General features: G+C 45.5%; 22 protein-coding genes and 1 pseudogene. 14 read left to right on the forward strand and 9 right to left on the reverse strand.

Annotated elements, in window-relative coordinates:
• The first annotated feature begins 22 nt into the window (after nt 1–22).
• Entirely contained in the window at nt 23–3,079 is a 3,057-nt protein-coding gene (locus MHH57_RS11195; RefSeq protein ID WP_342435094.1) for an endonuclease, read from the forward strand.
• A 220-nt stretch (nt 3,080–3,299) separates the two neighbouring features.
• Here MHH57_RS11195 and MHH57_RS11200 read toward each other — a convergent pair whose 3' ends face one another.
• Nucleotides 3,300–3,659, reverse strand: coding sequence for a hypothetical protein (locus MHH57_RS11200; RefSeq protein ID WP_029514846.1), 360 nt, complete (start codon nt 3,657–3,659; stop codon nt 3,300–3,302).
• A gap of 365 nt (nt 3,660–4,024) precedes the next feature.
• On the opposite strand from MHH57_RS11200, the gene greA reads away from it, so the two are divergent.
• Nucleotides 4,025–4,504, forward strand: a complete 480-nt coding sequence (greA, locus tag MHH57_RS11205; protein ID WP_013310174.1) for a transcription elongation factor GreA — start codon at nt 4,025–4,027, stop codon at nt 4,502–4,504.
• A gap of 134 nt (nt 4,505–4,638) precedes the next feature.
• Here greA and MHH57_RS11210 read toward each other — a convergent pair whose 3' ends face one another.
• Nucleotides 4,639–5,178 carry a transcription repressor NadR gene (locus MHH57_RS11210; protein WP_029514848.1) on the reverse strand — a complete coding sequence of 180 codons (540 nt, stop codon included), beginning with the start codon at nt 5,176–5,178 and terminating at the stop codon, nt 4,639–4,641.
• Nucleotides 5,175–6,329, reverse strand: a complete 1,155-nt coding sequence (locus MHH57_RS11215) for an IscS subfamily cysteine desulfurase (RefSeq protein ID WP_069011676.1) — start codon at nt 6,327–6,329, stop codon at nt 5,175–5,177. Before MHH57_RS11215 ends, MHH57_RS11210 begins: the two co-directional genes overlap by 4 nt.
• A gap of 166 nt (nt 6,330–6,495) precedes the next feature.
• Between MHH57_RS11215 and nadA the strand changes: the two genes are divergently transcribed.
• The 4 genes and pseudogenes from nadA (at nt 6,496) to MHH57_RS11235 (ending at nt 9,961) form a co-directional block, all read left to right on the forward strand.
• Entirely contained in the window at nt 6,496–7,602 is a 1,107-nt protein-coding gene (gene nadA, locus MHH57_RS11220) for a quinolinate synthase NadA (protein ID WP_165150061.1), read from the forward strand.
• Between the two features lie 161 nt (nt 7,603–7,763).
• On the forward strand, nt 7,764–8,093 hold the full coding sequence (locus tag MHH57_RS11225; RefSeq protein ID WP_223830783.1) for a hypothetical protein: 330 nt from the start codon (nt 7,764–7,766) through the stop codon (nt 8,091–8,093).
• The gene (yidC, locus tag MHH57_RS11230; protein ID WP_069011673.1) at nt 8,059–8,892 is read left to right on the forward strand and encodes a membrane protein insertase YidC; all 834 of its coding nucleotides are present in this window, start codon (nt 8,059–8,061) and stop codon (nt 8,890–8,892) included. The genes MHH57_RS11225 and yidC overlap by 35 nt, the downstream gene beginning before the upstream one ends.
• Before the next feature lie 342 nt (nt 8,893–9,234).
• Nucleotides 9,235–9,961, forward strand: a pseudogene (locus MHH57_RS11235) (phosphatase PAP2 family protein).
• Nucleotides 9,962–10,001: 40 nt separating this feature from the next.
• Here MHH57_RS11235 and MHH57_RS11240 read toward each other — a convergent pair.
• A complete protein-coding gene (locus tag MHH57_RS11240; protein ID WP_029514856.1) occupies nt 10,002–10,652 on the reverse strand; it encodes an undecaprenyl-diphosphatase in 651 nt (216 codons plus the stop codon).
• A gap of 146 nt (nt 10,653–10,798) precedes the next feature.
• Between MHH57_RS11240 and MHH57_RS11245 the strand changes: the two genes are divergently transcribed.
• Together MHH57_RS11245 and MHH57_RS11250 are read left to right on the forward strand one after the other, a co-directional pair.
• On the forward strand, nt 10,799–11,512 hold the full coding sequence (locus MHH57_RS11245; protein ID WP_069011671.1) for a response regulator transcription factor: 714 nt from the start codon (nt 10,799–10,801) through the stop codon (nt 11,510–11,512).
• Complete coding sequence (locus MHH57_RS11250) at nt 11,509–12,885, forward strand: ATP-binding protein (protein ID WP_029514860.1); 1,377 nt, start codon at nt 11,509–11,511, stop codon at nt 12,883–12,885. The genes MHH57_RS11245 and MHH57_RS11250 overlap by 4 nt, the downstream gene beginning before the upstream one ends.
• A gap of 82 nt (nt 12,886–12,967) precedes the next feature.
• Here the strand turns inward: MHH57_RS11250 and MHH57_RS11255 are convergent, their stop codons facing one another.
• Nucleotides 12,968–13,441: a C40 family peptidase gene (locus MHH57_RS11255; RefSeq protein ID WP_029514862.1), complete on the reverse strand. Its 474-nt coding sequence runs from the start codon at nt 13,439–13,441 to the stop codon at nt 12,968–12,970.
• A gap of 353 nt (nt 13,442–13,794) precedes the next feature.
• Here MHH57_RS11255 and MHH57_RS11260 point away from each other — a divergent pair, with 353 nt between their 5' ends.
• The gene (locus MHH57_RS11260) at nt 13,795–14,829 is read left to right on the forward strand and encodes a glycosyltransferase family 4 protein (protein WP_342435095.1); all 1,035 of its coding nucleotides are present in this window, start codon (nt 13,795–13,797) and stop codon (nt 14,827–14,829) included.
• Between the two features lie 5 nt (nt 14,830–14,834).
• Nucleotides 14,835–15,530 (forward strand): succinylglutamate desuccinylase/aspartoacylase family protein, encoded by a 696-nt coding sequence (locus MHH57_RS11265; RefSeq protein WP_069011670.1) that lies wholly within the window; start codon nt 14,835–14,837, stop codon nt 15,528–15,530.
• Between the two features lie 229 nt (nt 15,531–15,759).
• Here MHH57_RS11265 and MHH57_RS11270 read toward each other — a convergent pair whose 3' ends face one another.
• Nucleotides 15,760–17,103 carry a sugar phosphate nucleotidyltransferase gene (locus tag MHH57_RS11270; RefSeq protein ID WP_029514867.1) on the reverse strand — a complete coding sequence of 448 codons (1,344 nt, stop codon included), beginning with the start codon at nt 17,101–17,103 and terminating at the stop codon, nt 15,760–15,762.
• Between the two features lie 62 nt (nt 17,104–17,165).
• The gene (locus tag MHH57_RS11275) at nt 17,166–18,002 is read right to left on the reverse strand and encodes a DUF6492 family protein (protein WP_029514869.1); all 837 of its coding nucleotides are present in this window, start codon (nt 18,000–18,002) and stop codon (nt 17,166–17,168) included.
• A 208-nt stretch (nt 18,003–18,210) separates the two neighbouring features.
• Here MHH57_RS11275 and MHH57_RS11280 point away from each other — a divergent pair, with 208 nt between their 5' ends.
• Together MHH57_RS11280 and MHH57_RS11285 are read left to right on the forward strand one after the other, a co-directional pair.
• Nucleotides 18,211–19,056: a YheC/YheD family protein gene (locus MHH57_RS11280; protein WP_069011669.1), complete on the forward strand. Its 846-nt coding sequence runs from the start codon at nt 18,211–18,213 to the stop codon at nt 19,054–19,056.
• A gap of 180 nt (nt 19,057–19,236) precedes the next feature.
• Nucleotides 19,237–20,016 carry an ABC transporter ATP-binding protein gene (locus tag MHH57_RS11285; protein ID WP_069011668.1) on the forward strand — a complete coding sequence of 260 codons (780 nt, stop codon included), beginning with the start codon at nt 19,237–19,239 and terminating at the stop codon, nt 20,014–20,016.
• Nucleotides 20,017–20,033: 17 nt separating this feature from the next.
• On the opposite strand, the gene MHH57_RS11290 is transcribed toward MHH57_RS11285, so the two are convergent.
• On the reverse strand, nt 20,034–20,960 hold the full coding sequence (locus MHH57_RS11290) for an AEC family transporter (RefSeq protein WP_069011667.1): 927 nt from the start codon (nt 20,958–20,960) through the stop codon (nt 20,034–20,036).
• A gap of 209 nt (nt 20,961–21,169) precedes the next feature.
• Entirely contained in the window at nt 21,170–22,063 is an 894-nt protein-coding gene (locus MHH57_RS11295) for a rhodanese-related sulfurtransferase (RefSeq protein ID WP_209950193.1), read from the reverse strand.
• A gap of 200 nt (nt 22,064–22,263) precedes the next feature.
• Between MHH57_RS11295 and MHH57_RS11300 the strand changes: the two genes are divergently transcribed.
• Together MHH57_RS11300 and MHH57_RS11305 are read left to right on the forward strand one after the other, a co-directional pair.
• Nucleotides 22,264–23,553: a glycoside hydrolase family 27 protein gene (locus tag MHH57_RS11300; RefSeq protein WP_069011665.1), complete on the forward strand. Its 1,290-nt coding sequence runs from the start codon at nt 22,264–22,266 to the stop codon at nt 23,551–23,553.
• Between the two features lie 256 nt (nt 23,554–23,809).
• The gene (locus MHH57_RS11305; RefSeq protein ID WP_039274589.1) at nt 23,810–24,853 is read left to right on the forward strand and encodes a carbohydrate kinase family protein; all 1,044 of its coding nucleotides are present in this window, start codon (nt 23,810–23,812) and stop codon (nt 24,851–24,853) included.
• Nucleotides 24,854–24,948 lie beyond the last annotated feature (95 nt).

Raw genomic sequence — 24,948 nt, forward strand, 5'->3', positions numbered from 1 at the left:
ACCAACAAACAGGAGGGAAAGAATGGGAATCTTTCGTCGTTTTACATCCCGTAGCTTCAAATATGCAACTGCTTTGGTTTTCACTTTATCGTTGTATGCTGGTGTTGCGGGCAGCATGCAACCGGTACGGGCAGAAGGTCCGGCGGACCCAGCCCCCTTCATTGCAGCGAAAGTGGTCAATGAGAACGCTGGTAAAAAAGTGCTGTTTGATAATACTCATGGACAGACAGCTGGCGCAGCAGATTGGGTGATTGATGGTGGATTTTCAGACTTCGGCCAAGCCCTCGCGAGCAATGGCTATGATGTACACGAGCTTCGCCAATCTACGCCCATTACTTACAATGATCTAAAGAATTATGATGTATTTGTTACAGCAGAGCCGAATATTCCTTTTAAACAGAGCGAACAGGCTGCAATGGAGCAGTATGTAAAAGCAGGCAATAGTATTTTTTTCATTGGAGATCATTATAACGCGGACCGCAACAAGAATCGCTGGGACGGATCGGAGAGCATTAATGGCTATCGTCGTGGTGCATGGGAAGACCCTGCGAAGGGAATGAGTGCGGAAGAAAAAAGCTCGGCAGCAATGCAGGGCGTAGTCAGCTCAGATTGGCTGGGCAGCCAGTTTGGTGTGCGCTTTCGCTACAATGCATTAGGCGATATCACGGCCAATCAGATTGTCGAGCCAGCACAGGCGTTCGGCATTACAGCTGGAGTGAGTAATGTGGCAATGCATGCAGGATCAACACTCGCAATTATCGACCCAGCGAAAGCCAAGGGAATCGTATATCTACCTAAAACCAATCAGGCTTGGGGCAACGCGGTAGATCAGGGCGTGTATAATGGAGGCGGCATTCCGGAAGGACCTTATGCAGTTGTATCGAAAGTAGGACTAGGCAAAGCTGCTTTCATTGGGGACTCGTCTCCTGTCGAAGATGCAACGCCAAAATATTTGCGCGAAGAGACAGGAACCAAGAAGACAACCTATGACGGCTTTAAGGAGCAGGATGACGCCGAGTTACTGGTCAATATCGTAGACTGGTTGTCCAAGAAGGAGGAGTATACCAGCCTGACGGAAGTGAAAAGCTTACAGCTGGACCAGCCGACGGCATTACTGCCTTTTGAAGAGCCACAGGCTTCCACGGAACCACAAGCCGAGCCTTGGTCCGCTCCCGCAGCTGGCTACAAATGGTGGGATCAGCGAACCTTCAAAGCAGGGTCCTATGGCGGACCTACAGCCAGTGCGCAGCCTGTGTACAACATCGTTCGTCAAGAGCAGCTGCCCAATGCACAGCCTTTTCAAATTCGAGTTACTGCCGATCAGCTGGCTCCCAATAGTACGATTAGCGGATTCAGCACAGGTATTTATATAGAGGGCGGCAATCAAGTAGCCCAGATTCAAAATCCGGATGGAAGCTGGCCAACCTCTTACGGCTATAGCGGAACATTTAGTCTGGAGTCCAACGGCAAAGGGCATGCCTATAAGGACTTGACGGTGCGAATCAAGCCGGGAACCAGTGGTTCAGCTAATCTTAGACTGAGGCAAAACGGCAGCAATCTGCTGACTCAATCCGTCGTGTTGGCTGATGTCCCGGCCCAGCCGTTGCCTGAGGAAGGCAATACGGTTCCAGCTCGTATCAGTGTCGCAGAAGCACGGAGTCTCCCGGCTGGTAAAGTCGTGACCTTAGAGGGTGTTGTGACGACAGAACCAGGTGTATTCGGTGGTCAAGCCTTTTACATGCAGGATGAAAGTGGCGGTATTTATGTATATCAGAACCAAAGCGGCTTTCACCAAGGGGATCGAGTAAAGCTTACAGCAAGCTTGGCACTGTTTAATAGTGAGCTAGAGTTAACCGATCCAGTGGCAATTGAAAAAACGGGAGAAGGACAACTTCCAGAAGCTGTACAAGTCACCCAACTCAGTGATGCGAGCCAAGGACAGTTGGTTGAGCTTCCTACGGCAATGATTCGTAATGTGATAGACGCGACTCCCGTAGGTTCGTTTGAATTTGATGCAGTATCAGGTGAAGTAAGTCACCATGTGCGTGTCGATGCACGTACAGGCTTAACACGGACAACTTTTCCATATCAAGAAGGACAGCACGTGAAGCTAAAAGGAATTTCGGCGATTTTCAAAGGGAATTATCAGTTGAAACCGCGTGGACTGGATGATTTTTCAGCTCAGGCAGGTGCAGAGTTGCAAGAAGTAGAGCTTTCACTGGATCAAACGACCCTCAACATTGGGGATACGGCAGTGACACATCTCAAGGGTACGCTGACAGATGGCAGCGAAGCAGATTTAAACCGCGCTTCTGTTCAGTATGTCAGCAGTCATGAATCCGTTTCGCTGGATACGTATGGAGAACTTAAGGCCCTAAAAGAGGGGAGCGCGGAGATTACAGCCAGCGTTACCTTGGATGGTAAAACGGTCGTATCCAATCCTGTAACTGTTAGAGTCGAAAAGACTGGTGTAGGTGAAGTGCCGAGTAAACCTGTGCTGTCGCATGATAACGGGCAGGACACTGGGCTGAAGGACGGCAATTACAACATCACTATGGATCTGTGGTGGGGTACGAATGGTGATGAACTCAAGTTGTACGAAAATGACAAGCTGATTGGCACTCAATCGTTGCAAGCGGCTTCTCCTGGAGCACAGCATGCAGTCATTCCTGTTACAGGTAAGACCAACGGTACCTACACGTATACTGCAGAACTGATCAACGCTTCTGGTAAAACGACCAGCGACCCGTTAACTGTCGAAGTGACCGATGCTTCTCCTGGCATTCCAGTGCTGTCTCATGACAATTGGGATGGTGATGGTGCCTATACTCTTGCTATGAACATGTGGTGGGGCACAAATGCGACGAAATACAACTTGTATGAAAACGGAAAGCTGATCGACGCGCAGGATCTGCTGAGCCAAAGTCCGCAGGCCCAAAGTGCAGTGACCAGCATCCAAAATCAAAAGCCGGGTACATATGAGTACCGGGCCGAGTTAGTCAATGCTTCAGGAGAAGTTTCTAGTCAAACGATAAGTGTAGAAGTAAAGGGCCATGAAGTAGAAATGATGGGCCGTTAAAAAGTAAGAGCATCTATTGACCTCGTGAGAGTCTATAGATGCTTTTTTATTTTTTACGAAGCGGGAATTATCATTTTAGGATTGGGTTGGCGAAGCGGAAAGTCCCTCTATATCTGAGGAGCCATAGAAGAACATGGCAACTAGAATCACAATAATGACAACCTCTGCAAAATATTCTCCATCAAACTCACTCACCACATAAGTCTCCTTTCGCCACTTGTTAATTATTTATTTTCTGTGAAAAGGCTTGTATCACCTGGTCCAGTGTCATATTCCCGTTATCATTTAAAAATTTCACCATATTATCGACATTGGATGGAGTGGATGCTAGTGTTTTGTATTTTCCTGTGAGTCCTAAAAACAATGTTGCTTGTCTGTATAAAGTCACCGAATCGACGTTTAGTTTTCCTGTTAGTAGGAGGGCTGCCACAAGGACCTCCACATTTTTTCCTTGAAGCGCGGAAAAGATAGCCGAATTACTGTTTAATCCATTTTTCTTTTGACCGTTAGGTGGGGATTTGGATTTACGATTCCCGTTTCCATTGCCATTCCCATTGCCGTTCTTTCCTAAGGAAGCCATTGAATCTTCCTCCCGCCATATACTGTTCTTGCCTGGTTTTTATGAAAATTCGGGACAAGGACAGCGGCACTACAGTGCTCATCAAAATACGTTATGATCATACGATATGCGAATAAGAGAGCATTGGTTACTATAAGAATCACCCTGGCTGAAGGCAGTTGGCTACTGTTATCCAGTAATTTATTTCGCATGTTGGTCCGATTTAGAGTAAACTACAATAAAGCAAGCCAAATGATCAATTGCATAAATCCCAGAGCGTTTTCAATCAGCAATGTTTAGACTAAAACGGTTTAGTTCGTTTATTGTATTTTTGAGCGTTGAATTGGAATTAAGCAAAATGCTGAAATAGGAGTTGTAGATAAAATATGTCGAATGAAGAAGTATTGTTAACTAAAGAGGGATTGGCCAAGCTGGAGGATGAGCTAAAGGAACTGAAGACCGTAAAACGCAAGGAGCTAGCCGAACGCCTTAAGTTGGCTATCAGCTACGGCGATTTGAAAGAAAATAGTGAGTATCACTCAGCCAAGGACGACCAAGCGTTTATGGAAACCCGCATTCTCATATTGGAGAAGATGCTGACCAAAGCCCGGGTCGTGGATGAGAGTAATTTAGACCTTAGAACCGTTAGTATTGGATCGACTGTCATTTTGAATGACATCGAATTTTCAGAAAAGATGGAATACAAAATTGTAAGTCCTGCTGAGGCGGATGTTCTTGATAACAAAATTTCCTATGAGAGTCCTTTAGGCAAGGCACTTTTGGGAAAAGAAGTGGGCAGTATCATTCATGTGGATGCACCCATGGCTGTAATTAAATATGAGCTGCTTGAAATTAAGCTCACATAGTTCATTCCCGATTCCCTTATATGAGGGGGCCGGGATTTTTTTATTTCTCGCTGCTTACATACCGTCCATGTGGAGCACAGTTGCACTCCACATACACTGGACAGGATTTTCTTTACTCCGCTAAGTGCACTAAGTTAGTCCGTCATTAGGAAGCCTGCTTGCTCCAATGCAGCGCAGGCATCATTAATTTTATCTTCATCCGAGGCATTCAAGGTGTGCAGGTGGATGCCTCCCGTCAGCTGGGACAAATAAGTGGCCTGGGTGGAGCTGATTTTACGGATAAAATCGTCCACTTCCTTGCGAGTTCCAACCCGTATCGGAGCAGTCAGATCCCCGTATACCGGATGCTCAACAATAACATCCTGCACACTTACACCGTAGTCCACAATCAGCTTTAGTTCCTCTTCTGTCTGTTCAGGTCGATGTTTACACACAATAATACGTGAGGCTAAGGGAGTTGCCTGACCCGCAGGCTCCATATAAATGTATCCTTGACTCGTTGCAAGGATAGGCTCTTGGCTTGCTTTTAACAGGGAAATATCCTGTACAATTACTTGTCGGGAGACGGAGGATCTGCGCGCCAGTTCGCTCCCGGTCAGTGGTGATTCGCTCTTGAGCCACAATAGTAGCTGTTCGCGGCGATCCGTACCTGACCGTTTTAAAGATTCAGTCAACGGGATAAGCTCCTTTCTTTTCGATGCGTCAGGTCTGTCAAAATATCTACCAATACATTCAATTCCTCGATGGTGGTCGTTCTTCCGAAAGAAACACGGATAAATTGTAACGCTTCACGGCCGGATGCTCCAAGCGCCTGTAAGGCAGGCGAAGGATCGTGGTGTCCGGCAGCACATGCGCTTCCAGTGGATATACAGACACCTCTGCGATTACATTCCAGCATAACATATTGTCCCTCGTAACCGTGAAAAAAACAGCCTACTATATGATGAAGCGCTGCTTTATTCTCGCTTTCCTGTACCACCCAACGTAACGGAATGGATCTTTCCCGAATTTTCGTAATAAAGTGTCTTCTCAGGGAAGCATATCGCTCCTGATGCGACTCCATCTGTTCGGTCATCATTTCTGCCGCCGCGACAAAGGCTGCAATCCCGGGAACATTAACCGTTCCAGGACGAAATCCGTTTTCATGTATTGTATCAGGGTACACGGGACGCCAAGGAGTTCCGGGTTTGAGATATGCAGCTCCGACGCCTTTGGGGCCATACACTTTATGGCTCGATACAGAGAGTGCATCTACTCCCATGGCTTCTACATCTACGAGAATATTCCCAAATGTCTGTACCGCATCACTATGCAGCAAAATACCCCGTTCGCGTAGTAGGGGAGATAAGGCAGCAAGGTCCTGAACCAATCCCGTTTCCGAATTGGCGTGTTGTACGGATACAAGTCCGGTGTTTTCTCTCAGGTGAGGTAAAAGAGCTTCACGAGTCACTCGTCCTTCCCGATCCGGTTGCACAATGGTCAGCTCATAGCCCTGACGTTCCAGCAAAGTGGCAAGGTTGTACATCGAGTGATGTTCCAAAGCGCTCATGATCCAATGCTTTTTATGCTGCGGCAACCCGTTCAGGATCGATTGCACAATCAGCATATTGGATTCTGTTCCCCCTGTCGTAAAATAGATGCCTTCCTTTTGCCCGCCAATCATATTTGCTATTCGTTGCCTGCTGTAATCCAGCGTGTAGGCTGCTTGACCGCCCGCATCATGAAGGCTGCTGGCATTTCCGAACATTTCCTTATTTAATACGTTAAACATATTTAAAGCTTCACCACACATAGGTGTAGAAGCGGCATAGTCGAGATAAATCACACCAAATCCTCCCTGCTTAAAAATAATTCCATTCAAAAACTCTTGAGATTATTGTAGGCATGTGTAAATATAAGTGTCAAGACACTTGTAAATATGAATGTACACAAAGCGGTTATCTGTTCGCTGAGAGCGGAACGATCAGCCGCATCGATATGGAGGGATTCTAATGTCTATGCTTGACGTTTTACAAGGAAATCGAGGGCTTATGCCAGAGCATTATAAGACACTGACGGTTGCTGAAATGGAGCAGCGAGTGGCCGAACTGAAACAAAAATGGGGACCCAAGCTGCTTATACCGGGCCACCACTATCAGAAGGACGAGGTTATTCAGTTTGCTGATATAACAGGAGATTCTCTACAGCTTGCTCAAATGGCTGCACAAAATCAGGAAGCGGAGTTCATTGTATTTTGTGGGGTACATTTTATGGCGGAGACAGCGGATATGCTGACTACCGATCGACAGACTGTTGTCCTGCCGGATATGCGTGCAGGTTGCTCGATGGCAGATATGGCGAATGTGGAACAGACAGAACGAGCATGGAAGCATTTACAGGAGTTGGTAGGAGATACGATCATTCCGTTAACATATGTAAATTCCACAGCAGAGATCAAAGCCTTTGTAGGACGGCATGGTGGGGCTACCGTGACTTCTTCGAATGCTAAGCAAGTGCTGGAGTGGGCGCTGAAGCAAAAGGAACGTATTTTGTTTTTGCCGGATCAGCATTTAGGTCGCAATACAGCTTACGATCTTGGAATTCCGCTAAATGAAATGGCCGTGTGGAATCCAATGACAGATCAGCTTGAGACTGAACAGGACCCAGCAACCGTAAAAATTATTTTATGGAAAGGGCATTGCTCCGTTCATGAAAAGTTTACAGTAGATCATATTCGCAACGTTCGCGAGCGTGATAAGAACGTCCGGGTCATCGTTCACCCCGAATGCTCTTATGAAGTCGTACAGCTCGCAGATTGCGCGGGCTCCACAAAATTCATCATCGATACCATCCGTGCGGCAGAGCCAGGGACCCAATGGGCTGTTGGCACAGAAATGAATCTCGTGCAACGAATCAAGCAGCAGTACCCTGAACAGCACATTGAATCGCTCAATCCAGATATGTGTCCCTGCCTGACCATGAACCGGATCGATCTTCCCCATTTGCTGTGGGCAATGGAACAGTTTGACCGGGGTGAGCCTGTGGGTGTGATTCGTGTGGATGCTCAGATCAGACAGGATGCTGTACTAGCATTGAATCGTATGCTTGCTATCCGTTAAGTTTTTACCGTAATATAGAGCGTCCTTCCACCGGATTTGAGCATTAGACCGAAGGAGCAGAAATAATTATTTCAGTTGCTTGTGATCCAACCCGTATCTCTAATTAAAGATTAGTCGCTTGTCCGGTTTCGTGCTATAATTGTAGCAACAAACCGAAGGAGGTGAATCCCTTGTTTGAGCTTCAAGACCTACTCCCTTATTTATTTACAATCGGTTTGCTGTGCACAGTGACTTATACGTATCTCGCTCATTTGCACGGCAATGTACCCGAATGCTGGGTCGAAGGTGGGCCCGTGAGGTCTCATGCCTCTCCGCAGATGCCGATGTCTGCCCGTGGACAGGACATGCCTGTCCGGCTGGCCCGACATATCCGGCGTAAAGAAGCGCCGGATGAAGATGCATCCGATTGTTCTCCCTCGTTGAACGATGGCACAGCCAATCAACGAGGAGGAACATATGAAACGATTCAAGGGATTCACCTTTTGGGGTAAAAAAGAACGGATATTTGGATTAATGGTAGCGTTGGCGGTGGTCATGCTACTGTCTGGTTGTGGTGCGAATGCTGCGGAGATAAATGCACAGACACCCGGATTTTTTAATCATTACGTGGTGTTCCCGCTTTCTTGGCTTATTCAGCAATTGGCGCAATGGTTTGGTGGAAGCTTTGGGCTGGCGATTATGACATTGACATTCATTGTCCGTCTGGCCTTACTGCCTCTTATGATGCGTCAAACGCGTGCCCAGCAGGGTATGAAGCGCAAGATGAGCGCTATGCAGCCCGACTTGGACCGAATTAAGAAGAAGTATGAAAACAAGAAAGATACCACCAGCCAGCAGAGTATGCAGCAGGAAATGATGTCGCTTTACAAAGAACATCAATTCAATCCGCTTAATATCGGTTGTCTGCCTATTCTCATTCAGCTCCCGATCTTGAGCGGTATGTATACAGCAATCCGCTTAACCCCGGAGCTCGCATCTCACTCTTTCCTATGGTTCCGGCTCGGACAGCCGGACTGGATTTTGTCAATCGTCGTCGCAATTGTATACTTGGCACAGGCCAAGCTTTCTCAGTTTCAGATGACGCCTGACCAGCGCAAGCAATTTGCGATCATGGGCTATCTTTCACCGATTATGATGGCGGTCTTTTCCTTCAATGCCCCTGCTGCCATGCCATTATATTGGACAGTAAGCGGCACCTTCTTGCTGCTTCAGTCGCTGTGGTTCCGCAGACGCTATCCAATAGAGGAAGCAGAGAGTAAGGTTAAACTTGGAGAAGTCACACCAACCTAATTAGTAGATGATGCTTGTTTAACTTGGGAATTACGTTTGTAGTATGCCACGTGTAATCATAGGATGTCATTCGAGCCGTTTATAAGGCTTGAATGGCGTCCTTTTTTGTTGCTGCTTTTTTCGCTACAGTCCGCTTGCGATTTTGTAGTCAATATGAATTTCTTATATTATAAAATGATTCTGAAAGTGATATTTTTTGAAAACGGGTTTCATTATGTGGAGGATGCAACTAATTCTTTTAATGAAATGATAAGGGAAAAGTGGGCAAAGTAAGACCTATATCTAAGCTAATGCTGCACTTTGTTTTATCACGCAATGAATATTATGGAGGAACTACAGAAAATGAAGCAAACATCAACAAAGCTGCCCATTTCCTTGGCTCTGCTCACATGTATAGTATGTGCATTCGGTTTTGGCTTAATCGCATTATGGGTGAGTGACCATCAAGTTCGGCATTTTGACCAGGAAATTATTTCGGTTATTGGACAACTGGAGTCGCCCGCCATGACCCGTGTAATGAAATTTTTCACCATGATCGGCAGCGGAATTCCAGTTGTGATCATTGTTTTAATGGCCATGTTCGTGCTCTATAGAGTATTGGGACACCGCAGAGAACTGCTTTTTTTGGCGGCTGGTGTATTGGGATCGGTAATGCTGAATACGATACTGAAAGTACTTTTTCAGCGTGCGAGACCGGAGATTCACCGTATTATTGAAGAGAATGGATACAGCTTTCCAAGCGGACATTCCATGACAGCTTTCCAAGCGGACATTCCATGACAGCTTTCCAAGCGGACATTCCATGACAGCTTTCAGCATGTATGCGGCGCTGACATTTTTAGTGTGGAAGCATGTTCCTTCTAGGCTGGGGCGTATCCTTCTTATTGTACTCAGCAGCCTGCTGATTGTAGCAATCGGGACGAGCCGCATTTATTTGGGCGTACATTATCCGAGCGACGTTGTGGGTGGCTATTTTATGAGTGGCTGCTGGATGGCAGCTTGTATTTGGTTTTATCAGCGGTACGAAGAACGACGAATGCTGTCACTTCGCTCTAAATCGACAGCATAACGGGTTGCATAAATAATGAAGTTTCTAAAAAGCAGACGCTTTAGCGTCTGCTTTTCATTTGGACAGAGGAAGTGTGTTCAGTCATCTTGGTTCTGGCCTGTTCACCAGGCTTGAGCCCCAGCTTCTGCTCCCATTTTTCATAAAATATAATAGCCGCCTGCATAAAGATGCCAGGTAGCTTCCGACTTCGAATGAATTGATGAACGCCGATGGCACAACCTGCACCAATAAGCGCACCTGCCAAAATATCCGAGGGATAATGCACTCCGGTCCATACGCGGGATACTGCGATGAGTACAGCTAAAATAACCCAGAGAACACGAAATTTTTGATGATGAAGCCATAAAATGGCAGCCAGAGAAAACGCTCCAAGTGCATGGTTACTCGGGAATGAAGCATTGGGATCATGATGAATAAGCTGAATGACTGAATGTCCGACAAAAGGCCGATCTCTGTAAAACAAATGTCCAAGACCCCAACTAATTACAAAGCCGATACAAACCGTTATAACGGCTTCTAAAACCATCATTCGATGCGGCATTTTAAAGGTGAACCAGTAAATCAGCAAAGCCACTCCGAATAAATACGGTGCATATTGCGCCAAGAAACGCATGGTTCCATTCAAAAAGGCGAGGGAATTAGCGAGTTCATTGATCCAGTGAAATAAAGCATAGTCTACATTAATTAACATGAATAAATTACTCCTTAACATCAAAAAATTGAATAACAAAGTTATATTATAGAGCGACTACACGGATAAAAGCTTAAAATCAAATAAAAAATGAATGTCATTTCCGTTACTCATTTGCTTTTTCTATAGAAATAGGTGGTTTTGCGATGGAAAAGTCGGTGCTGGTCATTGATGATGAAGAGAAGATATCCAGATTGCTTCAGTTGGAGTTATCCCATGAAGGATATGCAGTTGAAATCGCACAAACGGGCAGAGAAGGATTGGAAAAAGCTCTAGCACGTACATGGGATATCATCATTCTGGATGTCATGCTGCCGGAAATGAACGGGGTCGAGGTGCTGAAGCAGATTCGAAAAGTGAACAATCATACACCAGTAATTATGGTCACTGCACGTAACACGACTCCTGATAAGGTTTCAGGTCTGGATGAAGGTGCCAATGATTACATTACGAAGCCTTTTGAGATTGAGGAGTTATTAGCGCGGATGCGGGCCAGTATGAGGCATCAAATGGAGCCAACAGCTACCGCTTCACAAAAAGAGGACAAGTTGTCGTCCAGGCTCCAAGTGGATAGCTTGGTGTTGGAACGCAAGACTAGGTCAGTGGTGCGGGAAGGAAACCGAATCGAACTGACGCCCAAAGAATATGATCTGCTTCTCTATCTGATGGAGCACAAAAATCAGGTATTGCAGCGGGATGAATTGATTCAGAACGTGTGGGGGTTTGATTTTGTTGGTGATACGAATGTCGTAGATGTGTATATCCGGTATGTTCGCAAAAAAATTGATCATGGATACAAAAAGAAATTAATTAAAACCGTACGTGGTGTGGGGTACTGCATCAGGGAGGAAGAACATTGAAGCTGCGGACCAAAATCACCCTGCTCAGTTCTATTTTAGTGATGATAATACTCCTGTTTGTGGATGTCACGGTTCATTTGTTGTTCGTCAAAATCGCTACGCGAAATGAAAGAGAAGTGCTGCAAAATAAGTGGACTGAAATCATTGCCGAAACCGGACATACCATGATTCTGAAGAATGCATGGAGTCCAAAATTGAAAGATGAGCTTTCCGGAGATACTATTCTGAGGGTGTTTGATCAGCAATCCCGACTTCTGTATGAAGTAAGTCGCCAGTCACGCTTTAAGCTGGGCGATATTCGTTTTAACACTTCTCAAAGCTCTCAATTGACTGATGTACAGGGTCATAAAATTCTGGTAATCCATCTCCCCGTGCTTTCTCCGGAGGGCAATCAGAAGGGAACGCTGGAGATCGTGGAAAAATGGGATGCACTCGAAACCAATCTCGATATTTTAAATACGATTCTCATCACTTCGACTGTAGGAGCAATGATGCTAAGTTTGGTAGGGAGCACGATTTTGGCGAATGCCATATTGCTGCCGATTTCCAGTAGTATTCAAACGATGCAGGAAATTGAGAGAAGCTTAAAATTTAAAAAAATCCCCGCTGGCAGTCATAATCAAGATGAATTGTCCCAAATGACCGCTACTTTTAACCGAATGATGGAGAGATTAGAAGAAAGCTTTCAGAGCCAGCAGCAGTTTGTTTCAGATGCCTCACATGAACTGAATACCACACTTATGATTATTGAGGGCTATGCCAACATGCTGCGGCGGTGGGGCACGCGTGATGAGGACATTCATAAGGAATCCATTGAATCGATCTATGAAGAAACTCAGCGAATGCGTACGATGACACAGCAGTTGCTGACTCTTGCCTCCTCACAGCAGAAAGACCCTGAGCCGCATGAGCGGATAGAAATGATCGGTTGTTGTCAACAGGTAGTAGCGCATCTCAAGCCTGTACATGATCGTCAAATTTCTATTTTAACCGAAGAGAAAGAAATTTGGCTGGATGCCAACCTGACAAAAATGAAGCAATTGCTAGTGATCCTACTGGATAATGCATTAAAATACAGCTCGGATGAGATTGAAATAGGCTTATCTAAAGATAAAAAGGATGTCTATATCCGGGTTAAGGATTATGGGATCGGAATACCTGAGGGCGAGATCAAGCGGGTCTTCGAACGATTTTATCGGGTAGATAGCTCCAGGCATCGTAAAACTGGAGGGACCGGGCTGGGGTTGCCGATTGCCAAGGCAATTACAGATGCTCATCAGGGTACGATACGTATGGAGAGCGTAGAAGGAGAAGGAACGGTAGTCATCGTCACGCTGCCCCAAAGACAAAAGGAAAGGCTGTCCCTCCAGTAGAAATATCTACTCGCGGAACAGCCCTTTTTATTGTTATTTGTAAGTTAAGCATTCGGTGGATGGGAATCAACTAAAATTTATCCTAGAGGACACGACGTGCTGTTGTGTAATTGCGGCTCCACCAGCCCGAATTTAGATCTGTAACCGTTACGCCGCCTTTACCATACGTATGCAGAATTTTGCCGTTCCCCATGTAAATGGCTACATGATGAATTGGCGCATAGAAAAAGACCAAATCGCCTTTTTTCAGCTGACTACGCGGTACGAAAGTGCCAACAGTTGATTGCTGTCTGGACGAACGTGGAAGCTTGATGCCATTTTGTGCAAATACATATTGAGTGAACGAAGAGCAGTCAAAAGATCTTGTATTGCCTGCTGGGGCTCCATGCTCATAACGCACACCCATAAACTGGGAACCTTTAGAAATAATCTGATCAGCTTTACTTGCCGAAGCGGCATGAGTGGTGGCTGGCCCAACGACGAAGCTCCCTGCGCTCAATGCCAAAGTCATAGTAAAGCAAATACCCATCCACAATTTTTTTGAAGTACGTTTCATATATAAATTCCTCCGTTATTCGTATTGTGTTGATGTCCTGAAATGACAATAACACAAATAAAATGTCCGGAATTTACCACTCATGGTTACAAACCTGTTACCCCAACGCTTTGTCCTCATTTATTAGAAAACGATGAGAATTTTCTCCTTAATTTTAGCTTGACAAATTGTATAGACTCCCCTTATAGATAGGCTCGTATGGCAAAAAACGACTTGCAGACGATTGGCACAAGCAATCACGCAAAATATACATACCTATATACTACAATTTATAACTTGTACGGGAGTATGCTCTGATTCCCGTTGACATCGTAAGGATCACACCGTATTTCCGGTCAGGAAGGGGAATTCGTATGGCTTCAAGGCAGAATAAAGCACTCAAAAAACGGCGTCTAACCATTGTTCAGGTCATTTCCAACTATCCCGATGCACAGCCGGTACCCTCTAACAAAGGCGGAACGGAAAAGGTCGTGCATGAATTAACTGAGGAATTGGTGAGACGAGGGCATCATGTATCGCTGTTTGCCGCCCGTGGGAGCAGGAGCAGTGCGCGGTTGATTACCTACCCCAAGGGTTTGAAACAAAGTCAGATCCCCCAATATGTACTCCGGCATATGCCTTCCAACACACATATCATTCATGATCATACTTTTCGTTCTTCTGTGGGACGTAGGAAGCTGCCTTGTCCATCAGTATGCACCGTTCATCTTCCAGTGAAGAGACACGGTAAAAACCCGGTATATGTCAGTAAACGAGCGCGTCAGCTGATGGGCAGGGGCAAAGGTTTTTATATCTATAATGGTATCAACACCCATGAATACGAGTTCAGCAGTGAGAAGCGTGGCTACTTGCTGTTTATGGGCAGAATCATACGAGATAAAGGTGTATTGCAGGCCATTCAGGTTGCAGAACGAACAGGAAAAAAACTGCTTATTGCAGGTCCTATCAAAGCTCCAGAATTTTTCCGTAAAGAGATTCAGAAACGAATTCAGCGTAATCCGAATATACGCTATGTAGGTGCAGTTGGAGGTGCTCAGAAACAGAAGCTGCTGAAACATGCAGAGTGTCTGCTGTTTCCGACACTGTGGGAAGAGCCATTTGGACTCGTAATGGTCGAGGCCATGGCTTGTGGAACACCGGTGCTGGCATTAAAAAATGGCTCCGTTCCCGAGGTACTCTTGGGCTTTCCACAGTTGATTTGCAAATCAGTTAGCCAAATGGCAGGAAAGGCACAGCAAAAAAATTATCCGTCACCAGTGCAGCTTCGTTCATATGTCAACCAAAGATTTACCAACAAACAGATGACCAGTAACTACTTAAGACTATACCGTGAAATCATCCGTCGGCGAGAACAGAAGAGAGGACAACGACAGCCTATACGGAGGTGAAGGGGATGCAGGTCAAACGATATATGCTCGGAAATGGCTCTTGGGCAACTCCTTATTATATAGTCACAGGGGGGCAGAAAGGTCCGTGTGTGATGGTGGTCGCGGGGATACATGGTAATGAAATAGCTAGCATACGAGCTGCTGAGAAACTGGTGAAGCTTTTGAATCAGCAAAAACTGCGAATTAGCCAGGGTAAGCTTATAATTGTACCGATTGTAAACCAAAAGGCTTACCGCAAACGGATTAGAGGAATACCTGATCTTAATCGAACCTTTCCGCGCAAAAAAAAGCAGCTGGCAACACAACCACTTTCCGCTGCTCTATTCAAATTAACACAAAAGCATCAACCTGAATGGTATCTTGACTTGCATGAGGCCAATGGATTGTCACAAAAGGATGCCGAGGTGCTTGGTCAAACGCTAATCTCCAACAAGGCCAACCCGGTGGTTCCTGCGGTTCGTCGGGTTATTAAGCGAATGAATCGCTCCATACAGGTGAGCGACCGACATTTCAACCTTCGGCTGCATGAGCTTCCAGGTTCCTCCCGCACCGCTGTAGCCCGTATTTTAGGTGCACGCGCGGTTACCGTGGAAACGGGTTGGAGCCTGCCCAAGAAAGTACGCATACACTATCAGTTGGAGATCGTTCAGCATTTTTTAAAAGAAGCCGGAATAGTCAAAGGTAACTGCATCACAAAATAAAATCGCTTCTGGAGCAAGGACTTTTTCACCTTGCTCAGGAGCGATTTTTTATGTGCGACCTGCGACCTTCGTTCAGAATCCGTAGCGTGCATTATATCTGAGGATTTTGCAAAAATCCAATAAGCGACTTCCAATGAACAATATATAGATCGAAATGCTCTAGTTCGTCTATATATTGCACTTTGGAGCGACTGGAATCAAATTTTGCAAAATCCTGATCTATGTGTTGTCAGGACTCGGATTTATAGAAGGCGTTCACCAAGCTGTTTCCCAGACGTACCTCAATTAGCTCCAGTGGTGTATCCAGATCGGCACGGATTGTGTGATGCGTATCGACCGGAATGCTAAATACAGAACCGCTTGCCGCAGCAAAACGTTCTCCGTTCAGCATGACCTCTCCCCGGCCGGACACGATCGTCCATACTTTAAGTCCACTGCCGTGAATACGGCCATTCAAACGTTGATCTGGCAGTACCGTCAGCCGTATGGCCAGTATATCGCTCAGACTCCGATGATCAAATTCGTCCAGCACTCGGTAACTGCCCCAAGAGGTTTCACCATGCATGGGGTGAAGTTGAAGTTTACCTAGCTGCTCCTTGATTACGTGGGCATGGCTCTTGGACGCAATGAGAATGCCATCGGGACTCGCGGCAGCAATAATATCTTCCACACCAATGACATGAAGTGGATAGGGCAGCTCATTAACGATATGCGTGCCGTGAGTCTGCCCACTAATCTGTCCACGCCCGATTACTTGACTGTTTAGCTGCTCTGTTAGAGCCTGCCAGTTGCCGATGTCGTGCCATTCGCCATCGTAGGGCAGGACGATGGCATGTTCGGCACGCTCTGCAATCTCTTCGTCGAAACTGCGAACGGGGAGGCTATCATACATCGCGCATAATGCTTTATCGTTCAGCGGCAGATCACTTCGCTCCATACAGGACAACATATACCGTAATGTAAAAGCGTAAACACCACAGTTCCAGAGCGCGCCCTGATGAATAAGCTGTTGTGCTCCGGGGAGATCCGGCTTTTCTGTGAAGCGAGCAACTTGCGCATAGGAAGTTTTCCCTTCCCGTATCATTTGCAGACCCGGAACGACGTAGCCGTATTGGTCGGAGGGATGAGTGGGCCTTGTCCCAAGCATAGCCAGATCGGCTCCGCTCTCAAACAATATGCCGGAGAGCGCTGCTATGCTATGGAAGAAATCCTCTCCTGCAAACATGTCCGCTGGGGCAATGCAGAGAACTTCATCCAGCCCTGTGCCTCTGGTGTGAAAATAAGCAGCTGCCAGTGCAGCAGCGGTGAAGGTTCCACGTTTGGCAGGCTCGCCCAGAACGGGCAGACGACCTTCTGTATGGCGAAAGGCTAGATTTACCTGACTCCGATGAGCCAGAAGCAGGGCAGAGGAATCCAGCCCGGTTAAGGTAAGCTGACGGTACACCCGACCGAGCATAGATTCCTTATGCCCGTCAGGAGCGGACAACAACCGGAGAAACAGCTTCGACCGGATTTCGTTGGATAGTGGCCATAGCCGTTTTCCGGCACCACCGCATAATAATACGATGCGCACGGACGTTTCCTCCTTCAATGCAGATCTATTTTGGACTGCATCATTTTGCAGGATTTTAAAAACTATTTTAGCGATGATTCAATCTTTGTTTTTGGAGTAAGCTGGTACACCTTGCGTTGATGAAAAGATAAGGAGCGATAGCTCTTAGCCAAGACATCCAATTGTTTTTGCGACAGGGAAGAAGCCCGACGATGAAGCGCTTTATTCAATGACTTGCGCAAAATCATCCGAGAGGGCTGATTACTGTATAAATAGTTGGCATACGTTTCATATTCGGAAAACCCAAACTGTTTTGTCCGGTCTATACTGTGGATAATTGCGTTGTACCAAGGTTTTCCATGACGGGCCTCGATAACTTGCTTGAGCTGGGTAAGCCGCGCTTTTTCAAAAAGCATATAATGAGTAACAAAGGACTTTGGTGAGGGAGCTTTAACGCCCATCAGCTTGTGATGGGTGCGAAAATACTCAGGCTGGCTCCAGCTGCGGTAGTAAAAAATCGTTTTTCCGTCTTTACGGAACGTATGTGGACGAATCAAAACCGTGTCCGCGTCAATGACGAGGAAAAAAGAGGCTTTACTGATTTTGTCGCCATTCATTTTGAGCAATTGTTGATACAGCCAGCCTGAACGGTCCCAGCGCGTTGTTCCGTAATGGATATGTTTTTTGGTAATGGGCAGCACCGTTTTTTCGTCTATAAATGTACATTTCTTGTTTACGCACAGACGGCGAATCCCGGTGCTTTGCGGTGAAACGATATAAATATTTCCAATTCGGTGCTGCACGTGACGGCGCAGACTGTCAATTACCAGCGGTAGTGTGGCAATATCTTTATCAATTGCGGGAATCAGAACATCGATTGTAAGGGAACCCTTCCGTGGACCATCCGATTGCGCTGACATGTTATTCACTCCCTATATGTGCAAATATACGCTCCCAGCGTCTCCCAATATCGTATGCTTGGACAGGCGCTTTCGACCGGGCAAGGTCAAACGTCCATTTCTATGCAGGACAGGGCTGATGAAGCTTCGAATGGGGAGTTAGCGCATACGATAGATTGATCTTTTTTAACAAGAGCGTTCTACCTGAGAGTAGAGAGGAGAGGGGCAAGTGAATTCTTCACAAGCGCAGGCGTCGCGCAGCAAATGGCATAAAACCCAATTGTTGCTTCAGAATGGAAGCATCAAACCTTATGTACCAGAAACTCGCAAATATAACAAAGCAAATTTGAAGTCAATGCTGGAGAAATACGGTATGGTCTATGTAAAACCCGAGCGAGGTACCTTTGGTAAAGGTGTAATGAGAGTAGAGCAGGAGGCTGGCCAGCGTTTCGCCTATCAATATGAGGAAACGCGTCAAGAATTTAAACATTTGGATGCACTATATACCAGCCTATCGAAACATACGGGGAAGAAAAGTTATCTTATTCAAAAGGGAATCCATTTACTACGCCATCAAATGCGTTATTTTGATATTCGGGTCATGGTGCAGCGTAATGAAAAAGGGCTATGGGAGTCTACTGGAATTATTGGACGTCTGGGTCATCCCCGTAAAATCGTGACTAACTATCATAGTGGTGGCAAGCCGATGGCCTTGGAGCAGTTACTAAAATCCCATTTATCGCAAAGCAAACAGGCGGAGCTGGTCAAGAAACTAAATGAACTGGGTCTTACCATCGCCAAACAACTGCAAAAAACATATCCAAATTTCCGGCAAATTGGTGTGGATATTGGACTGGATCATCGCTTTACCCCATGGATTATTGAGGTGAATACGAAGCCAGACCCATATATTTTTAACCAATTATCAGATAAGTCCATGTACCGTAAAGTATTAGGCTATTGGCGACTGGCTAATGAAAGAAGGAAGGTTAGGGTCCCAAGCAAAGACACAAATAAAGATAAGAACAAAGATAAGAATGTAATTAAGGATTCTAAAAAAGAAAAAGTATCTTGATTAGTGGATTGCTTCATTGCCAGCCCACTCCTATATGAACAATGGAGTGGGTTATTTAAAATTGAACAACCTGTGACCCTGTGCTATGCTTACATGAAAGAGAAGCTAGACGTACTAATGATGATCTTTACTATGCGTATAAACATCTGATGATACGACGAATAGAAAGGATGTACAGCCATGAATTCTGTCATTGAACTTAACAATGTAAGCTGGAAGAGAGATAACCGCACCATACTAGATCAAATCAATTGGCAGGTAGCTGAGGGAGAGCACTGGGCTGTACTCGGCTTGAATGGGTCAGGTAAAACAACGATGCTCAATATGATTAACGGTTACATATGGCCAACCACAGGTAGTGTTGATGTATTGGGCCATACCTTTGGGGATGTGGATCTGAGGGAGCTGCGCAAATCTATTGGTTGGGTCAGTTCCTCTTTACAGGAAAGAATTAATGGGAGTCAGCGTACGCAGGATGTTGTTATTAGTGGCAAATTTGCCTCCATTGGACTTTATGATCAGACGACGGATACAGATTATGAACAGGCCGTTCAGCTTATGACGCAACTGGGGTGTGCTCATCTCGTGGATCGGTTGTATCAGGGATGCTCACAGGGAGAAAAGCAGAAAGTGCTTATCGCCCGCGCATTAATGGCCTCGCCCAAGCTACTGATTTTGGACGAGGCGTGTAATGGTTTGGACTTTTTTTCCCGGGAAGCATTGCTGGATAGCATTCGCCAGTTATCGGAGTCGCCGGCTTCGCCGAATTTACTGTATGTTACACATCATATCGAAGAAATTCTACCGATGTACACGCATACGATTTTAATCCGCCGGGGCACGGTATTTGCTAAAGGTAAAACGACTGATATTCTAAGCAGTGAAACGCTTAGTGCTTTTTTTGAAACGCCTGTGCAAGTAGAATGGAGACAGAATCGCGCATGGCTCTCTATGGTGTAGAGAGTCTTTTTTTCTCGCTAACCTGCCACCAACATAATCAGAATAGGCAATATCAGGAATGAGGCAAGCGTGCTCCACAGGATGCAGGTGGAAACCAGTTTTGGCGATGCATTAAATTTTTCTGCTAAAATGACAGCATTTACAGCAACCGGCATTGAGGCCAGAATGAAGAGAACGGAGAACAAAAGACCTGAAATTCCCAGTATCAGCATAGCAAGACAAGCCGCAAGTGGGGAGAGTAGAAGCCGAATTGTTAGTCCGGCGTAGCTGGCTTTTTTAATAGACGACTCCAACTTAAATATTTTTACATAAGCCATCTGGGTACCCAGAATCGCCAGCACGACCGGAGAATAGGCAGCAGCAATCATCGAGACGCCTGATTGAATCCCTGAGGGAAGATGCCAGTCCAGTAGCCGCAGTCCCATGGCGAGTAGAGCTGCATAGATCGCAGGAAGTGAAAACACCGACTTAACAGCACTTTGAACAGAAAATTCAGAGCGGGCTGCAAAATAAACGCCAATGGTATTGACTATAATTATCTGGATGACGACATACACGGAGGCTTTATCCAGACCGAGCTGCCCAAAGGCAAGTAAAATTAGGGGCAGGCCATAATTTGCACTATTGGTGAGTGTGGAGATTAAGGTAAGTCCAGCCGTTTCCGGAGTGCTCAGTCTAAAGATTTTCCCTGCTAATTGTGCAATTCCCCACAACAGCAGCAGGTTTAATATTGAAAAAGCGGCAGTCTGCGCCACATCATGCCAGGTAAGCTGTGCTTTGAGTAGCGTGTCCAGAATCATGGCGGGGCTTAAAAAATATAAATACAAAGTCGAGAGCGGTTTCGTTTCCAGCTTCATGAATTTTCCAAGTAAAAATCCGGCGATCACCGGAATGGACAGCGGAACGATAACCGATAATAGAGTTGAAAGTACGATTTGAATCATGAATTCCACCCATCCTTTCTGTAATGACATTTTCCATTATAAGACGCTACTTTCGAGCCCGTCCAAGATGAAAATACAATCAAGGCCATAGGTATATACTATGAAGCCTACGACACTTATTGTGAAAACAATAAAAGGGATGCCCACAGCCATGATGAACGGCTAATAGGGCATCCCTTTTATTATAATGAACCAATGATACTGCCAATTTATGCAGTAGCTACGGTTTCCGCTTTGGTTCGGCAATCGTCAGAGCAATAGTGCTGATGCTGTTCTTCGCAATCTGGACATGCAATATGCTGGAGATTGCACACTGGGCAGTTGATATAATGATCGCTCGGCGTTTCACAATGGAAGCACTTGCCGACAATGACGTCCTCATCCGTATGATTGATCGGAATCGAGATTCGTTCGTCAAATACGTAGCATTTACCGTCAAACAAACGTCCTTGTACTTCCGGGTCCTTGCTGTAAGTCACAATGCCGCCATCCAACTGGCCTACATCGTTAAATCCTTCTTTGATCAGAAGACCCGATAACTTTTCGCAACGGATACCTCCGGTGCAGTACGTCAGAATTTTCTTGTCTTTGAACTGAGTCATATTGTTGCGAATCCATTGTGGAAATTCACGGAACGATTCGACTTCGGGGCGAATAGCCCCGCGGAAATGACCGATGTCATATTCATAGTCATTACGTCCGTCCAGAACAACTACATCTTCATCTTGAAGCTGTTCATAAAACTCCTTTGGTGACAGACGCTTACCGCTAATTTCATTAGGGTCCAGCTCATCTTCATGACGCAGCGTAACAAGCTCCTGACGATGGCGTACAAATATTTTCTTGAACGCATGACCGTCAGACTCATCTATTTTAATAACGATATCGTGGAATTTCGGATTGGCGCGCAAATCACGCATATATTGCTCCGTTTGCTCTACTGTACCAGACAGTGTTCCGTTGATTCCTTCCGCAGCAATCAAGATTCTTCCCTTGACGCCCAGCTCCTTGCAGTAAGCCAGATGCTCTGCCGTAAAGGTGGCAGGATCTTCAATGTTGACATATTTGTAAAACAACAAAATTCGATAAGTATGTTCACACATGTAAAATCACCCTCTGATTCAAGTCAAAGTTTTTTAAAAGCAATTTTAAATGTACCACATTCTTTTAGTTAGTCAACTTAAATGTATAAAAAGTGGAAATGAAAAAGGAGACGAGCGACAAAAGTAAGGGTTTACATTATAATAGTTACGTACTGATGAGGGTAGCAGGATGAGATCTACTGGATGAAAGGATGAATGAAATGAAGCATCATTTGACAGCGCATACACCACCTATGGGGTGGAATAGCTGGGATTGCTACGGTGCAGCAGTACGGGAAGAGGAAGTACGGGGAAATGCTCAATATATGGCGGAGCATCTGAAGGAATATGGTTGGGAATATGTCGTGGTAGATATTCAGTGGTATGAGTCAGGAGCAGTATCTTCACAGTATCGCCCGTTTGTCCCATTGGAAATGGATTCATTTTCACGTCTTATTCCAGCAGTGAATCGGTTTCCTTCGGCAGCAGATGGACGAGGCTTCCAAGCTCTTGCGGAATATGTACACGGTCTGGGATTGAAATTTGGTATACATATTATGAGAGGCATCTCCCGTCAGGCGGTGCATCAGGATACCCCGATTTTGGGAACCACAGCCACGGCGAGACAAATTGCGCATCCCAACTCTATTTGTCCCTGGAACACAGATATGTATGGGGTAGATGCATCCAAGGAAGGCGCACAGGAGTACTATAATTCGTTGTTTGATCTGTATGCGGAATGGGGTGTGGATTTTGTCAAAGTAGATGACATTGCTGCATCACGTCTCTATGGTATTCATTTGGCGGAAATTGAATTGATTAGGCGGGCTATCGCCCAATGCGGACGTCCGATGGTGTTGAGTCTATCGCCTGGTCCTGCACCGCTGGAGCATGCATCTGATTTAATCGCAAACGTGAATATGTGGCGTATGACTGATGACTTCTGGGATGTATGGCCTTTACTGTATGGTATGTTTGAGCGCTGCGAGAAATGGGCGGAACATGTAGGGCCGGGTCACTGGCCGGATTGCGACATGCTACCACTGGGTCATCTGGGTATTCGTTCGGTAGATTCGGTAGATTCCGGCAGCCATGACAGATGGACACGCTTTACTAAGGATGAGCAGCTAACGATGATGACCTTGTGGAGCATTTTCCGGTCTCCCCTGATGTTCGGGGGCGAACTGCGGGATAATGATGCATGGACTCTTTCTTTGCTGACTAATGAAGAAGTGTTAAATGCTCATCGCAACGGTTTGAATGCACGGCAGGTGTATAGAAAGGATGAACATATCGTTTGGACTTCACATAACGGGAAAGGGCATGTATATGCAGCTTTGTTTAATGCTGGGGATGAATCTTCAAAGGTGCGTGTATCCTTAAAAGACCTTGGTATTGAAGGTCAGGCAAATGCCAGAGATTTATGGAACCATGTAGATTTAGGTGTTTTAGCACAAGAGCTGTCCACAGATTTACCTCCTCACGGAGCAGCTCTATTTATTTTGAAATAGAGGATTTTGCAAAAATCCTGAATAACATAATGTAAGGAAGAACTATACTGTAGTTCCAACCCAATCACCCTATCGTAAAAGTGAAAGATATCTTTACAATAGGGTGTTTTTTTGCATGTGTAACTTTAGGATATTTTAACGAACTCGACATTATTCTTGGGAATATGACATTTGGAACGTGTTAATTTTATATAGTGCCTATTTCTGTACAAATTTAAATCATTTTAACGAATAGACTCGAGAAAGGAGTCAAATGATGAAATTAAAAAAAATCCACCAAAATGAACAGGACGAGCCTTGGCCCTCTAGCAAACCAATACTATGTATCGGGGGGGCCAATTTGGATCGTAAAATCATGATTAAAGGTACATTTCAGCTTCATACCTCCAATCCGAGCAGTACAAGACTGCAATCTTGCGGTGGGGTAGCACGAAATGTAGCCGAAAATTTAGGGAGGTTGAGCCAGCGGGTCAGCTTGCTGACCGCAGTTGGGGACGATGCGGAAGGTGAATTTATTATCGAACAGTCCAGCCGTTACATGCACGTGGTTCCTCTGCAAGTCAAAGGTGAACCGTCAACTGGGGTTTATACTGCCTTGCTGAACGAGCGTGGTGAACTGATTGTAGCGACAGCAGAAATGGAGATTTATGATCAGATTCGTCCTTCAGTAATTTTTGAAAATGCTCCTTTAATTGCCTCATCCCGACTCGTTCTGCTGGACACTAATTTCTCTATGAACGTAATTGCAGCCACCATACATGTCTGTCATGAGCATCGGATTCCGATTGTCGTTTCTTCGGTATCGGCCTCGAAGATGAGAAAGCTTCCCCGAAATTTGCATGGAGTGGAGTGGCTGGTATGTAAACCGGTGGAGGCTGAAGCCTATTTGGAGCTAGAACTTACAGATGATCAGCATATGTTGGATGCCACCCGAATTTTTCACAAACTTGGAGTTCAGAATGTCATTTTTATCTGCGGTGCTGATCGTGTTTTGTACGCCTCTCAGGATGGAACTCATGGCCAAATTCCCATTCATCCCGTTCAAGAGGTCATTGATGTCACAGGCGCAGATGATGCTTTTATTGCCGGGATGATATATGGAATTACCCAAGGTTATCCTATGGAGCAAGTGTGCCAATTTGGAATTAGCTGTGTCGACTTGACCCTGCAAACGGATCGGACGGTCTCAGAGACTCTTTCTATGAATAAACTTCATTCTAGGTTTCAGGAGCTGTATGGCACACATACGCAAAATTTTGTGTTTTTCAAGGGCGTGTATTTTAAAAAGAATGATACATAATTAATCAAGAGAACTCTAACCTACAACAGCGCATATTTGGAGCTTCACGTATGTAATGGCCTCAATTATTGAATTTGTAAAAGGAGCATGTTGTA

Source organism: Paenibacillus sp. FSL H7-0442 (assembly GCF_038593105.1).
Taxonomy (GTDB): domain Bacteria; phylum Bacillota; class Bacilli; order Paenibacillales; family Paenibacillaceae; genus Paenibacillus; species Paenibacillus polymyxa_D.